The sequence below is a fragment of the Caballeronia sordidicola genome (genome assembly GCF_000729995.1).
Taxonomy (GTDB): domain Bacteria; phylum Pseudomonadota; class Gammaproteobacteria; order Burkholderiales; family Burkholderiaceae; genus Caballeronia; species Caballeronia sordidicola_A.
The window spans coordinates 48,509-64,264 of sequence record NZ_JNFG01000198.1 but is presented as its reverse complement, the minus strand read 5'-3'; the positions used below and the strand labels follow the sequence as shown (position 1 = coordinate 64,264).

General features: G+C 61.9%; 4 protein-coding genes. 2 read left to right on the top strand and 2 right to left on the bottom strand.

Translation table 11 applies throughout. The annotated features are described in order from the left end of the window. The first annotated feature begins 429 nt into the window (after positions 1-429). Both FH08_RS0134630 and FH08_RS0134625 read left to right on the top strand, forming a co-directional pair. Positions 430-1,461, top strand: coding sequence for an SGNH/GDSL hydrolase family protein (locus FH08_RS0134630; protein ID WP_235210593.1), 1,032 nt, complete (start codon positions 430-432; stop codon positions 1,459-1,461). Between the two features lie 139 nt (positions 1,462-1,600). Continuing rightward, complete coding sequence (locus FH08_RS0134625) at positions 1,601-2,635, top strand: cupin-like domain-containing protein (RefSeq protein WP_081889665.1); 1,035 nt, start codon at positions 1,601-1,603, stop codon at positions 2,633-2,635. A gap of 450 nt (positions 2,636-3,085) precedes the next feature. On the opposite strand, the gene FH08_RS0134615 is transcribed toward FH08_RS0134625, so the two are convergent. Continuing rightward, positions 3,086-5,416 (bottom strand): condensation domain-containing protein, encoded by a 2,331-nt coding sequence (locus FH08_RS0134615; RefSeq protein ID WP_031362722.1) that lies wholly within the window; start codon positions 5,414-5,416, stop codon positions 3,086-3,088. Positions 5,417-5,419: 3 nt separating this feature from the next. Then, positions 5,420-15,301: a hybrid non-ribosomal peptide synthetase/type I polyketide synthase gene (locus FH08_RS0134610; protein ID WP_051888752.1), complete on the bottom strand. Its 9,882-nt coding sequence runs from the start codon at positions 15,299-15,301 to the stop codon at positions 5,420-5,422. Positions 15,302-15,756 lie beyond the last annotated feature (455 nt).

Below are 15,756 nucleotides of genomic sequence, written 5' to 3'. Positions count from 1 at the left end.
CCATGACAACGCTTTACATCTTGCAGAAAGTCATTCGCGCCAACCGTCGCCTTGATTCCAGGAAAAACGAAGCCCTACACTTGCATTATGAAAGGGCATATGTGAGCGTGAAACCGGCCTGATTGGCCGGCACCTGTCTATTCGCCATGCGAAACCAGGATATGGCGCTGGCGGAGTGGCTGAGGCCGTTGTTGAGAATCTGGAGCCGGGTAGCGGAGCCAGATATGCACGCCGTACATTTCGGATCTGATTGGATAGGGTGGCAGGGCTATGTCCCGTTTTCGTAGAGTGTTACTCGTCGCGTTTTGCGGTGCACTGACCGTAGCGAGCCTGATATATGTCAGGCTGGCCCTGCCTTATCCGTTCCGACGCCCGCCTGCCACCGTTGCTACCGGGTCGGCGGCGCCATCTGGCACCATACGATTTGCGGTGCTCGGGGATTCCGATAGCCAGTCTTTCCATGACAACCTGATGTTGGCAGATCCGAGCTTGCGAGGAGGACCCCATCGCGCGACCACCTGGCAGTGGACCGAGGTCTTGGCTCGACTGAGGGGCGACCAGATCGACTCCGGTGAATGGGGAGCTTGGGGAACCGGCTACTATCGCGCCTATTTCGACGAAGCTTTTGGGCTTCTCGCCCGGACGCCTCGCAAAGACGACTACCGCTACAATTTTGCTGTCAGCGGCGCTTCCTGCAGCCAATTGATGGGACATCCGCTGCGTCAGGCGGTCCGTCTTGTTGACTTGATGAACACAGAGCCGCAAGCCTGGCGAAACGGCATTGTGCTGATCCGGATCGGTGTCAACGATATAGGCGGGAACGACGTCCTTGACGAGTTGTCCCGGGACCCGGCTGCGTCGCGTCCCACGGCCTTGATCAACGGTTGTATTGGCGCAATCGGCGAGGCAGTCGCCCTGATCCGCAGACAGCATCCGGATACCTACATAGTGCTTGTAGGCGTGCTCAGCAACGCGGATTGGTCGGTCGACTTCAACAATTGGCAGTCAGCCAGGGAGATAGCCAATATCGACGCCGGCATGGATCTCTTCGACAATGGCTTGCGCAAGCTGGCCGCAGCGAATCGCCACGTTGCCTTTCTTGATGATCGCGCCTGGTTCAGGAGCCTGTGGGGCACGCGCGACGACCAAGGTCGGCCGCTTTACAAGACGGTTCATCTGTCACCTGGCTGGGCAATTACCAATACATCGGGCGACGATCCGCACAACGCTGTTCTTTCCGACGGTCATGCCGGCGTAGTCTGGAATACCCTCTGGGCGCAGCACCTTGTCACTTCCCTGAACGCCGCATTTGGATTGCATTTCAAACCGATTACGGATGCCGAAGTCATCGACTTCCTGCAACCGAGCTTTACTGCAAGCGCGCGATCAGCGTCGTCATTGCCCACATCCTTTCCTTCACGCCCAGAAGCGCAACCCGCCGGTCGGACGCCCCCGAATTGAAGGGAAACTGTAAACTTTAAACCAATCTGCCGGTTGAAAGGGCGCTGAAATAGACGCGAATGTTAGTCGGCGCACATGTGGCCGACAAGCGGGATAGTAGGCTAGAAACGATGGCCCCTATAACCCACGGAGGTGCGCCGTGTTTGTGCCTAGCGATGTTGCTGTATTGGCTGGTGATGGTATTGCATTGCCCAGTACGTCACGCCAACTGCCCTCAGACGGCAGAATTCTTCAGGCGTGCGGGAACGAATTCAAACGCAGTTTCAATCTGCACCCATTCAAATTCAATCATACGTTGCATCAAAGTGGCTTGTTCGAGATCCCCAGGATCGTTGAACTCGCCAAACGGATGATCGAAAAAAATGGTGATTTCTGTGCCCTTAACTTCAGGCATGGGACTATAGGCAGGAAGTTTGGTGATGGCACTGATGATACAAAGTTGAGTGCCGTGCAGCAGAGCGAACAGCTGGACGAGACGGTTTCCCGTCTTGGCGAAAACTGCACGTGGATCAAGCTGGTTGGAGTGCAGAACTATGACGCCGAGTATGCTGAAGTTCTGAATGCCATTACATGCGAGCTCGAAAGTCTGTCTGACTTTCCGCTGCGCAAGGACATGACCTGGGTAACGATGACACTGTTACTCTCCTCGCCCAATATCACGACGCCCTTCCATATCGACCACGAAACCAACTTCCTCTTCCAGGTGCAGGGCTCGAAGGACGTATGTCTCTTCCCTGCGACCGATCGCGAGTTGGTGCCGGATCAGGAGATCGAACGTTACTATAGTGGCGACTTCAGTGCTGCGTTTTATCGCCAGGAAATGCAGGATCGCGGTACTGTCTTTCGGCTTGCCCCGGGCGAAGTGGTGCATCACCCATCATTGGCGCCGCACTGGGTAAAGAACGGCGACAATATCTCGGTGAGTATCAGCATCAACTACTGCATGAAGTCTCTCGAGAAACGTGCCAGGGTTTATCAGGCTAACTACTTTCTGCGCAAGATGGGTCTAAAGCCTGTGCCGCCTGGGCTTTCACCATTGCGCGACAGCTTGAAGCGGAAGGTCATCTCGACGATGGAACACCGCAATCCAACGACCTTTTCGGAAGTCGTCCACGCGCCAGTGACCAGATTGAAATCACCGCTGATTGCGATTCGGCGGCTAGTCAAGCGCTGACCTGACAAGCCATGGACATCGTTCCTGCCGGGTTTGCGAGGTTGTCTCACGCAGCTTGGACGGGGCCGATGCGCTTGCTTTTGAAGCGGCCCGGGAATGATGACGCCGGCTTTCGGCAACTGTTAGACAAGCTGTTCGGAAGCGCGGCCACACCGTCTCCGCGCAGCCACCAGCCACGTTACGTGCTCATACCGCCGGTGGGCCGCCAGAATCGCCAGCAGCAAGGAACCGGGCACATCACGCTTGCCGGGCGCGATGCCGCTGCGGCATTCGAGCGGGCAGGCGCGCACCCATTCATCAAACACGCCCTTGCTCGATCTAGACCCTATCTTCCGCAAACGGGACGATGCCATGCATAAGCGTGCTGCCTTGAGCTGAAACCCGAGGTGCAAAACCAGCTTGCACCCCGGGAGGCGTCCACTTAAGCGGCCTTAAAGCCCATCAGCAACCTTAAGCCTTCGCATGGCTCAGGACTGCTGCCGGAGCGTCCTGCTCGCCAACACCGGCTTCAACCCTGTCAGCCCCGACTCCGCCCTCCAGGCGCACACGCAGTTGCTTGCCAATAACTGCTGTGCCGGCCGGGCGGAAGATCTGGTCGTGCAGGCCCGGAACATCGGTGACTACCAGTTTGCCCGTTACCACCGAACCCCATCCCAGGTCACGGGCGAACAGGCGGCCGTTGAGCACCTGAGCACTGCGGAAGATCTGGACCTCGCCGTCATAGAGAGCCGGACGGTACCGCGTCTGCTGCTCCAGCAGATATTCGATGTACCAGCGATTCTCGGCAATCAAATGCTCTGAAGCGCTTCCCTTGATCAAGCCGAGCTTGAGAGCAAGTTTTGCAATGCCAAGCGTACGAACGATCCGATACTGATTCAGGAAAGCGACCATGGAGGTCTCGCCGCGCATGGCCTTGCGGAAGTCGCGCGGAATGTTGTCCGCACGCACCTGCAGCTTGCGCAACTGTTTATCGTACCAAGGCATCACCTCGCGATAACCGGGGCACCAGGAATCGTTGAAGATGACGAGTTCCACCGTTTCGCCCTCGCGCCGCAGCTGATGAGCTACCTCCAGGCACATCGCACCCAGCACGCAAAGTCCCATGAGGATATACGGACCCTTTGGCCGGGCCAGCCTGATCAGCCGCACGGCATCCGCGGCGACATCCTGGAAAGCGCGTTGCGGGAACTCGCGCGGCTCGCCTTCCGGAATCATCGGGATGTCGATGATCGGCCGATTGCCGACTTGCTGAGCCAGTTCGTAGAGCACGGCCGTGTTGTTGAGCACGATGATGGGCGTTCCCGGCGCATCCTCGTTGAATCGCACGATATTGCGCGCTTTCGCCTCCAGCTCCGCCTGACTCATGAACCCGCTGAGACCGACGCCTCCAGCGACCGTTAACGTCTCTTTCCCGGGAGCGGGCGCCAGCGGCAGTTTCGCTTCAATTTCAACGGTTTCCAGCATCTCGCGCCACTTGGCCAGATACCCGTCAATCGTCTCGACGTCATAGAGGTCCGTGTCGCCTTCACAGGAGATGCGCCAGCCTTCCGGGCGCCGCACCATGAAGAAGCTGAGGTCGTAGAGTGCGCCCGCGTTGAAGGAGGGCGAGGTCGTCGCGGCGAAATCCTGCCGGCGGACTTCATCGCCGAGGCCGACGAAGCTTTGCTGCAGGGCGAAATTGACCGAGCACAGCGGCGGGCGATCCATATCGGACACTGCGCCGGCCATCTCGATCATCTCTTCGAACGGCAAGTGCAGATGCTCGATAGCGTCGCTGAGCTTGGCGCCACACTGCGCCGTGACGGCGGCAATGCTGCTGTTTTCGGGAACGTCGAGACGAAGGATCACCGTGTTGATGAGCGGTCCGACCACCCCCTCGAGTTCCTGCTGATCCCGCACCGACATCTGGGTGCCTATGGCAACCCTGGTTTGGCCGGCGGCCGGTTGCAGCGCCATCGCGAGGCCGGCAACGGCCACGCTGAACGGCGTCACGCCTTGAGCCTTGGCAGCCGCGATCAGGCGGTCGCTAAGCGCGCTCGGCAACAGGATGGAGCGGATGACGCCCTGGAAACGGCGCTCCTGCGGCCGCGGACGATCGCCGGGAACGTCGAAGCGGCTGAAATCCTGAAGCTCCTGGCGCCAGTGGGCGCGCGCCTGATCGAGCGCACCGCTCGCATGGAACTCTTCCTTCCACAGCGCGTAGTCGCCATGGTGAAGGTCGACCTCGGGGAATTCGGGATCAAGCCCGGCATGCACCGCGGCAAGACCCTCCACGAGCTCGCGCACGAGGATCGCGAAAGACCAGCCATCCATGACAAGCGAATGGAAGGTCAGTTGCAATTCACCCTGCGTGACCGACTTGGGCAACCACACCGCCCGGAAGAACGAGGGCGACGACAATTCGAAGGGCGTGCGGGCCTGCTGCCCACCCACACGCTCGGCCTCCGCAATGCCGGCCTTTTCCTCCAGACCCGTGAGATCAACCACGTCCAGCCGGAATGGAGCACGGCTCCAGACCTGCTGGCGCAGCCCCGCACCCGTCACCACGAAGCCGGTACGCAGTATTTCGTGTCGCGCTACCAGTTCGCCAAGCACCTGTTCGATGCTCGCGGCTTTCAGCGGACCCGACAATTGCAGCCGGAAGGCGATGTTGAGCGCGGAGGCCTGCGGCGACGCCTTCTGCTCTTGCCAGAACCGTACCTGGCAGGCGCTCGCCGGGAACAGCGCGTAGCCGGCTTCGATCTCGACAGCAGGGGCGATACTCAAGGCTATCGCGTTCATGACTTAGACTCCCTCTGCGTGTCTGCGCTTGAAGTTGAGAATCGATGGCCTGGCCACGGCATTAGCTTCCAACGACTCGGTCGTCTGCGTGCTGTCAATGCTCGCCGCCAATTGGGCGATCGAGACGTTCTTCATCAGTTGACGGGCATCCACACCCAGCCCGCGCTCGTTCATTCGTGCAACGATGCGGAACAGCTGGAGGCTGTCAGCGCCGAGGCTGAAGAACGGCTGGTCGACCCCTACCTGCTGGAGGCCGAGCACTTCGCCCCAGATCGCAGCAATGCTGGCCTGAGTCGGCGTCATGGCTGCTGGTTGGGCCGGGGTGGCCGGCACTTCGATCAGCGTGGCCCCTGATTCGGCGGGCACGGGGGCCGCCGGAACCACCTTGAGAGCCGCATGCGGCTGGCGAACAGGGGTAGCCACCATGTCCGCTGTCGGCATTGGCAGGGCCTTGCGGTCGAGCTTGCCATTGCCGGTCTGGGGCAGCGTGTCGAGCGTCATCCACAGGCTCGGCACCATATAGGCCGGCAATTGTTCGGCAACATGCGCCGCGACTGTTCCCAGGTCGGACTTGTCGGCGGCAGCCTCGACGATGTAGCCCACGAGGCGAGGACTGTCGTTGACGGTACGCAAGGCAACGGCAGCTGCGGCAACGCCAGGCGTCTTACGCAGGGCAGCCTCGATATCCTCGATCTCGATGCGGAAGCCGCGCAGCTTGATCTGCTGGTCGCGACGGCCGAGGTGCAAGAGCGAGCCATCGGCAAGCCGCTTGGCGAGATCGCCGGTGCGGTAGAGCCGGCGCGGTGCAGCGCCTTCGATGGCAACCTGCGTGAAGGCGGCATCGGTGAGATCGGCGCGATCGAAATAGCCCTTTGCCAGGCCTTCGCCACCAATCCACAGTTCGCCGCTCACACCTTCCGGCGCAAGATGCAGGTCGTCGGTCAGCACATGCAGGTCGGTATTGGCGAGGGGGGCGCCCAGAACGATGGACCCGTTCGCAACAACACGCGAGGCAGACGACCAGATCGTTGTTTCAGTCGGGCCATACAGGTTCCACACTTCAGCGCCGGTCGCCAGCAGCTTGTCGGCGAGGTCGCGCGGCAACGGTTCACCGCCGCAGAGGATCTTGAAGCCCTTCGGTACCTTGAAGCCGGCTTCGAGCAACATGCTCCAGAGAGAAGGCGTTGCTTGCAGAACGGTGGCGCCTTCGTCCTTCAGCCGGGTCACCAGCTCGTAGCCGGTGCGCACTTCTGTATGGCCTGCGATGAACGTCTGTCCACCCACGATCAGCGGCAGGAACAGCTCGAGGCCGGAGATATCGAAGGAGAACGTGGTGACTGCAACGATGCGGTCTCTCGCATCAAAGCCCGGCGCTTGCGCCATCGACAGCAGGAAGTTGCTCAGTGCGCGATGGCCAATCTCCACGCCCTTGGGCTTGCCCGTCGAGCCCGACGTGAAGATCACGTAGGCCGAATCCGCATCCGACACGATCGGCAGCGCCACATCTTCGTCGTCGCTTTCGGCAAGCAGCGCTTCCAGTTCCAGCACGCGATGTTCACCCGCTTCCAGCACCGTGCGGCTTGCAGCATCGCTGAGGATGGCGGCGATGCCGGCACCATCGAGGATCTGACTCAGGCGCGCAGCCGGCATGGTCATGTCGAGGGGCACATAGGCGCAACCGGCGCGCCACACACCAATCATGGCAGCCACGGTCATGGCCGTGCGGTCCATCGCTATGGCGACGCGTCCGCGCGGTGCGATACCTGCCGCTACGAGCCGGCGGGCGATCTGGTTGGCGCGTGCATCGAGTTCAACATAGGCCAGGGCTTCCGTTTCGTCCGATACAGCCGTCGTATCGGGGGTTTGGTGGGCCTGCGCCGCGATCATCGCCGGGGTCGTCTGCGACAGATCGAAGTCACGCTGCGTTGCGTTCAGTTCGTCGCGAAGATGGCGAATCTCGCTTTCGTTCATCAAAGGCAGTGCCGCGATAGCCGTTTCCGGATTCTGGGCGATGCCCGCAAGCAAGGTCTCGTAGTAGCCGAGCCAACGCTGCACCGTCGCTTCGTCGTAGACGTCGGTGTTGTAGTCGCAATCCATGCGAAGACCTTCCACCGATTCGATGACGTTCAGGAACAGATCGAAGTTGCTGTAGGCCTTCGCGTTCGGTGTGAAGTGCGTGGCCACGCCGGCCATGTCGAGCTGTTCGTCGACCTTCTCCAGATTGAATTGCAGTTCGGTCAGCGGCAGCCGGTTGAAGTCGCGCTTGATACCAAGGTCGCGGACAAGTGCGCCATACGTGTAGTTTTGACGGTCGCCCGCATCGAACACGTGATCACGCACCGCTTTCATGTGAGCTGCGAAAGGCTTCTCGCGGTCGAACTTGACGCGCAACGGCAGGAAGTTGACGCAGTGCCCGACCAGCAGCGCATCGCCGGCCTGAGACTGGCCTGCCATCGGGGCGGCGATCACGACATCGTCATTCCCAGAGAGGCGGCCAAACAGCACCTGGGAGGCACCCAACAAGGTGGCAAACAGCGAGCAACCTTGCTTCGATGAAGCGGTCTTCACCTGCTTGAGAAGAGGCGCACCAATATGACGTGTGGTCGAGGCGCCGCGGAAGCTCTTCACCTCGGGGCGCGGACGGTCGCCCGGCAGGTCCAGTTGCGGAGCGGGGTCGCGATGCAGGTTCAGCCAGAAGTCGCGCGTTTCTGCGTCGATACCCGCTTCATCCTGTGCCTTGGCGAAAGCGAGGAAGCTCTGCACTTCGTCGAGTTCAGCCTTGCTGCCCGACATCTCGGCCGCGTAGAGGGCGCCCAGGTCGCGCAGGACGATGTTGATCGACCAGCCGTCGCAGACAATGTGATGGGCGGTGAATACGAAGGCCCACTTCTGAGCTTCCAGACGCACCAGCGCGGCGCTTACCAGCGGAGCACGCGTCAGATCGAAGACTTCGCGCGCTTCGGCATCGATGAAGGTCTGCAGTTCGCCGGCTGCATCGGCATGGCCGGAGAGGTCGAATTTTTCCAACGTAACGGTGGTCGACGCGTCGGCGAACATCTTGTCGCCGGAGCGCGAGAACCGGGCGCGCAATGCATCGTGGCGAGCAACCGTCGCTGCAAAGGCGCGTTCGAAAGCGGCCTCGTTGAAGTGGCCCGTCAGCTCTAGGGTGAAGGACTCGTTGAACACGAGCGATGCTTCGTTACCCAGTTGCGCCGACATCCAGATTTCTTTCTGAGGCTCGGTCAGCGGAGACTCGGTGAGCGGCTTCGGTTCGGCCGGTGTCGTAACCTCCAACGCGTCCTTGTTACCGCCAAGAATGCCGACGGCCTGAAGCGCGTCGATACTTTCGATGAAGGCATCGCCGATCCGCTGGATGTCTTCATCCGAGTGGCTGGTCGTCAGGAAGCAGGGGAAGCCTTCCATGATGTGGATGCCGAGGTAGCGCATGTACGGATAGAACAGGCTGCCCAAGCGGTCTTCGCCCGAGAGGCTGACATAGAACCAGCTCGAGAACGATTCTGCGCGTGCTGCAATGCCGACTTTTTCCAGATGCCCGTTGATGCGCTGAACGAGGCCGTTCATGCGGATGCCGAGGTTTTCCTGCAGTGCCGGGCCGGCTTCCTTGAGGTGCAGGAGGACGGCTTTCATCGCGGCCAACACCACGGGATGGCGCACGAAGGTGCCGGCAAAGAAGGTCGGCGGGACTTCGGGAACCGACGCGTCGCCGAATTGCCACTGGCCGCCGTCGAGCGCATCCATGTACTGCGAGCTACCGGCGAGGACGCCGACGGGCAGGCCGCCGCCAACCACCTTGCCGTAGGTCGCCATGTCGCCCTTGATGCCCCAGTAGCCTTGCATGCCGGCTTGATGGACGCGGAAGCCTGTGACCACTTCGTCGACGATCAGTGCGGATTCATTGGCCGCGGTGACATCGCGCAACTGCTGCACGAATTCCTTCGGGCGCAGATTCGGATGGCGCGACTGCACCGGCTCGATCAGGACAGCGGCAATATCGTCGATATTGGCCTTGATCCACTCCAGGCTTTCCGACCGGGCGTACGGCAGCACGACCATGTTGCCCACGGAGTTCTTCGGGATGCCGGGCGCGAGCGGGAAAGCACGCGGGACGCCCGCTTCGCTGCCCGGCTTGACGAGGACTTCGTCGAACTGGCCGTGATAGTCGCCGTCGAAGCAGACGACCTTGTCCTTGCCTGTCACGGTGCGCGCGAGGCGCATGGCTGCCATCACCGCTTCCGAACCGGTATTGCAGAAGGTGACGCGCTGATGCCCGGTCATATCGGCGAACATCTGGGCGACTTCACCCGCGAGCGGGGACTGCGGTCCGATCGCAAAACCTTCCGCCATCTGCTTGTTGACTGCTTCAACCACGAAATCCGGCGTATGGCCAAACGCGGTCTGGCCGTAGCCATTGACCACATCGACATATTCATTGCCGTCGATATCCCAGATCTTCGAACCCTTGGAACGCTGGGCGACGATCGGATAGACAAGCTCCTTCCAGTCCTCGGTGAAGCCGCTGGCGGTACGCGGATCGGCGAGCACTGCACGATACGATTGCGTGCGCGACTTGGAGGCGGCAGTCTTCGCCGAGTAGCGAGCCGACAGATCGCCGATGAAAGCCTTCTGGACATCGGTGATCCCCGCCGAGGTCGAAGCGCCTGGCTTGTACGCGGTGAAGCGCGAAGGGCGGTTCTCGTCGAAGTTGATCTGCGGCGCGGTGGACGCCACGGCAGCCGTGACCGACTTGAGGGCGACGGTCAGGGCCGGAGCCTGGATTGCCGCTGCGGGCTGCTGAGCGGCCGCGGGCACGCCCTGGAACATCTGCAGTTGACGCTCCATCAGGGACTGCATCGCGGCGAGCTGGTCGCGGATCACGGATTGCATATCGCCCGTGACCGGGCCAGCGCCCATGACAGGAGCGGCCAGCACCGCAACAGCGGCCGGTGCAGCTGCGGCAGCGACCGAGGCTGCGACCGGTGCGACTTCCGGTGCCGGATCAGCCGGCAAAGCGCCATCGAGGAACTGCGCGAGGGCGGGCAGCGTCGGGTAGTCGCTCATGATCTGCCGGAAGCTGATCGTGACGTCGTAGCGGCGACGAAGCTGGCGGGACACTTGTCCCATGAACAGCGAGTCGTAACCGAGATCCCAGAAGGTCACGTCCGGATTGGACGTATCCGGCGCTTCGCCGGACATCTCGGTGAGCAGTGACGCGAGTTCAGCGATGAGGCGCGGGGTGCGATCGATTTGGACGGCTTGTGTCATGGCGATATTGGGAGTGTCGGTTATAACGTCGGACGAAGCGGGAGCTGCAATGGTCGCGGCGGCCGTGGTCGTGTTGATAGAGGAAGTAGTTGCAGGAGCGTCAATCCAGTGCCGTTCGGGTTCGAACGAATAGGCCGGCAGCGAAATGCGACGGGCGGCTTCGGCCTGAACGGATTTCCAGTTCGGCGTGACGCCGTTGAGCCACAGCCGCCCGGTCGCTTCGGCGAGGACGGAAAGCTCCCGATCGCGCATGGCGAAGTCAGGCAGCGAGACAATCGCGCCCGCATGCCGGTCCTTGGGCAAACCCTGCATGACGAAGGTCGACAGCGTCCGGCCGGGACCGATTTCCAGGAACAGCGGCTTGCCGTCTGCCGTCACCGTGGTCAGGGCGTCGTTGAAACGCACCACGTTGCGGCAATGACTGGCCCAGTAAAGTCCCGGCACCGGTTGATCCATCGCCGCCCACTGTCCGGTCACAGAGGACACGTACGGGATCTTCGGCCGTGCAAAAGAAAGGGTATCTGCAAGCTTGGCAAGATCTTCCACGACGCCGGACATCATGCGCGAGTGGAAGGCATGCGAGGTATGCAGACGGCGATGTTCGATATCGCTTGCCTTCAGCGTCGCCTCGAAAGCTTCGATGGCCGCGAAGGGACCTGCCACTACGCTGAGCGTTGGCGCATTGACTGCGGCCAGGTCGACATCGTCCGGCAGGATGCGCAGGAGATCGGCTTCCGACAGGCGCACGACCAGCATCGCGCCCGGTTCTGCCGACTGCATGAGCGCGCCACGTTGAGCGATGAGGGTCAGCGCGTCCTCGAAGCTGATCGCCTCGGCTACGCACGCTGCTACCAGTTCGCCAACGCTATGGCCGATCATGGCCGTCGGCTTGATGCCGCGCGAGATCCACAGTTGCGCCAGCGCATATTCGAGCAGGAACAGGGCCGGTTGCGCGTAGATCGTTGAACGGATCGGATGCGGCGTGTCGTCGCCTTCCGGGGCTTCGCTCAACAGCAGCGTGCGGATATCCAGCCCGACGAGCGGCGCCAGCGCTTCGGCGCCCTTGTCGATCCATTCGCGATAGACCGGCTCGGTACGATAAAGCGCTGCTCCCATGCCCGGGTACTGAGCGCCCTGGCCGGGAAACATAAAGACCACCGCGGGCGCGGCCTGAGGAGCCTGGGCTTCAATGGCTCCCTTTTGAAGCTTCGCCTGAGCCTGATCGAGGCTGTCGGCGATAACCACGGCGCGGTGGGTGAAAGAGCGGCGGCCCGTTTGCAACGTCGCGGCGACGTTGGCGAGCGAGACGCCAGGATTGGCTACCAGATGCGCGGCAAGATTGGCCTTCGCGCGTTCGAGCGCTGCCGGGCTTCTTGCTGACAGCGGCAAGATCTGCAACTGCTCTGACGGCGCTTCTTGCGACCCACAGGCGGCATCGGCGCGATAGGGCGCTTCTTCCAGCACCACATGCACGTTCGTACCGCCCACGCCGAAGGAGCTCACGCCGGCGCGACGCGGTGCCGGGCCATCAGCCCAGGGACTCGCCGCGCTGTTGAAGAAGAACGGGCTGCTAGCGGAGTCGATGGCCGGGTTGGCCGAATTGAAGTGCAGGAGCGGCGGCAAGACACGGTCGCGCAGCGCAAGCGACGCCGCGATGAAGCCGGTCACGCCTGCAGCCGCGTCAAGGTGCCCAACGTTCGCCTTCGCCGAGCCGAGGGCACAGAACTGGCCGCCCTCGACGCCGCCCAGGCGGAATGCCTGCACGAGGCCGGCGAATTCGATGGGGTCGCCAAGCGGCGTCGCCGTGCCATGCGCTTCGATATAGCCGATGGAGGCGGGATCGATGCCGGCCTCGGCGTGCGCGATGGCAATCGCGCGGGCCTGCGCATCGACGCTGGGAGCCGTGAAACCGACCTTGTCGGAACCGTCGTTGTTGATGCCGACACCACGGATCACGGCATAGATCGGATCCCCGTCGGCGATGGCGTCGTCCAGACGTTTCAGCAAGACAACGCCGGCGCCGCTGCCGAACACCGTGCCGCTGGCGCCGGAATCAAACGGGCGGCAAACGCCATCGGGTGCACCCATCCCGCCTTCTTCGTAGAAATAGCCGCGCTTCTGCGGGAAGGTGACCGACACACCGCCGGCCAGCGCCATGTCGCAGCGTCCCGACCGAAGGTTCTCGACCGCCAGGCTAATCGCCGTCATCGAGGTCGAGCATGCCGTCTGTACCGAGATGGCCGGCCCCGTGAGGCCGAGCTTGTAGGCGGTGCGGGTGGCGACGAAATCACCAGCCCCGACCAGCTTCTGATACTCGCCGATCTGGAACTGGCTCGTGAACTCGTCGATGACCGCACGGTCAGTCAGGACATGCTTGAGGAAGTAGGTATTCATCGAGGTGCCGGCGAACACCCCGACGGCGCCAGCGACCTTGGCCGGATCGTAGCCGGCATCTTCGAACGCTTCCCAGGCGATCTCGAGGAACAGGCGTTGTTGCGGGTCCGTCAGCGCCGCTTCGCGCGCCAGCATTCCGAAGAAGCCGGCATCGAAGCGGTCGACGTCCGCGAGTATCGGCCGCGCCTTGACGTAACGCTCTTCGCGGCGAGCGCTATCGTCGAAACTGTCTTCCAGTTCCGCCACGTCGAAATGCGTGATGCAGTCGCGACCCGCGAGGATGTTGGCCCAGAGCTCGGAGACATTGCGTGCGCCTGGAAACCGTCCGGACATGCCGATGACGGCGATAGCGCCGCCTTGCGTGTCCCGGCGCAGCTTGATTGCCTCATCCTTCGTCACCCCGAGCGTGGCACGCAGCTGCGTGGCCAGCGCCTCGACATTAGGATGGCGAAACAGATCCACCAGTGCAACCTTGGCCGCCACGTCGCGCACGATGATGGCATGCGCCCGCATCAGATCCAGCGAGCGCAGTCCAAGGTCAAAGAAATTCGAGCGGCGATCGACCGGGTTGCCGAGGAGTTCTTCGAACACAGCCGCCAGCTTCCCGGCGATATCGTCGTCCATCGGTTCCGGTGCGGCCACTGCTGCGGCAGGTGTATCGAGCCCTGCCAGCAGGGCTTTGCGATCGATCTTGCCATTCGGCGTCAAAGGAAAAGCCGGCAGGATACGCAACTCCGTCGGCATCATGTAGTCGGGCAAAGCAGCCTTGAGATAGGCGCGGATGGTGTCCTGCAAGACGGCAGGCGCCGCGGCATCAGCCTTCACGAAGCCGGCGATGGCCTTGCCCCTGCGGCCTTCGAACGCTGCCACGGCTGCGTCGGCGACGCCGGGAGCTGCACGCAACGCATGTTCGATTTCATCGAGCTCGATACGTTTGCCGGCGATCTTGATCTGGCGATCGTTACGACCCAGAAAATCGATGGCCCCGTCCGGGCGCCGGCGGACCAGGTCACCGGTACGGTAGAGCTTGGAACCGGGGGTAAACACGTCGTCGACGAACTTCTCCGCCGTCAGTTCGGGACGATTGAGGTAGCCGAGCGCAACGCCGTCACCGCCCACGACGAGTTCACCGACTTCTCCCTCGCCAACCGGAACCAACTTGTCGTCCACGATATAGACGGCCGTGCCCGCGATGGCATCGCCAATGGGAATGGCATCGCCATTTGCCAAGGCCTCGCCGCCGCGCGGAATGCGGTAGCAGCAGGAGAAGGTCGTGTTCTCGGTCGGGCCATAGCCGTTGATGATCTGCAGCCCGGCATGGGCTTCCATGACCTTGCGAACATGGACGGGCGACAGCACGTCTCCGCCTGTCAGGACTTCTTTAAGCGGTACAAACGCTTCCAGCCGATAGTCGGCGAGCGCATTGAAGAGGCCGGCCGTGAACCAGGCGCTCGTGACGCCGAGTCGCGCAATCTCGGACGCAACTACGTCAAGCGAAGGCTGAACCTCGTTGATGATCGCGGCGCAGCCACCGTTCAGGAGCGGACCCCAGATCTCCAGCGTGCTTGCATCGAAGGCGAGGGGCGCCAGGTTGAGGAAGCGCGTCTTCGGCGACAGGTCAGTGAAGCTCTGGCCACGCACCAGGCGCAGAATGGCGCGGTGCGGCACGACCACGCCCTTGGGTTTGCCGGTCGAGCCGGAGGTGTACATGATGTAGGCAGCATCGTCGCCGCCGGATGCCTGGAGCGGTGCCGGATCGGCAGCCACCGACGAAGCCACGATCTCCGCCAGATCAACCACTACGCCATTCAGGTCGCCAACGGTCGCGAGAGCCGCCGCTTCTGCGATGATGAGCTTGGGCGAGCAATCGGCAACGATGAAATCGAGCTGCGCGCGGGGATAGGCCGGATCCAGCGGTACATAGACTGCTCCCACCCGCAGGATCGCCAGGATCAAAGCCAGCGTGTCCCGGCTGCGCGGAACCATGATGGCGCAGCGCTCGCCTCGCTCCAGCCCCATGCGACCCAGGACGGTTGCAAGACGGGCCGAACGTTCGTTGAGGGCGGCATAACTTTCTTCGCCCGTCGAGTCAATCACAGCAAGATGATTGCGAAATGCCGCACATACGGCATCGAAGCGCACCGCCACACCAGGTGCATCACCTGGGCCGCTCGGCAAATCGTCTAGATATCCATCTCTGTGTGACATTTGCTGCTCTCCAATATTTTAGAATGTAGGCCTTGTACTGAACTGCGCTTGGGCGATAAGCGCGCAGCAAGCACCTATGACGGCGCCCGTTCACGGGAGCGCAAATAACACGAAGCTATGCGCGCCTAACCCGTTCCTCGAACGTGAAATTTACTGTAAGAGAAAGTTAATCGCCCTTGACATAACTATCCGTTCGTCGTCGCACACACCAACGATGCAACAACACATCACCCCGAGGCGCTCGCGGGCCCAGAGCGTGTCAGCACTTTTGCTCAAATTTGGAACGTGGCGGGAGGACAGTCGCACGCCATACCCGGCCGACGTCCCGGACGAGGAAGGGAGCTAAGCCGCTCCATATGGCGCAAGCAGCTGCATCGTGGCGTATACCCCGACCTGCTCTCGCTGTGGGAGCAGGTCTGCAAGCAAGCAAACGCAACGTCTGCTTAACGCGAGTT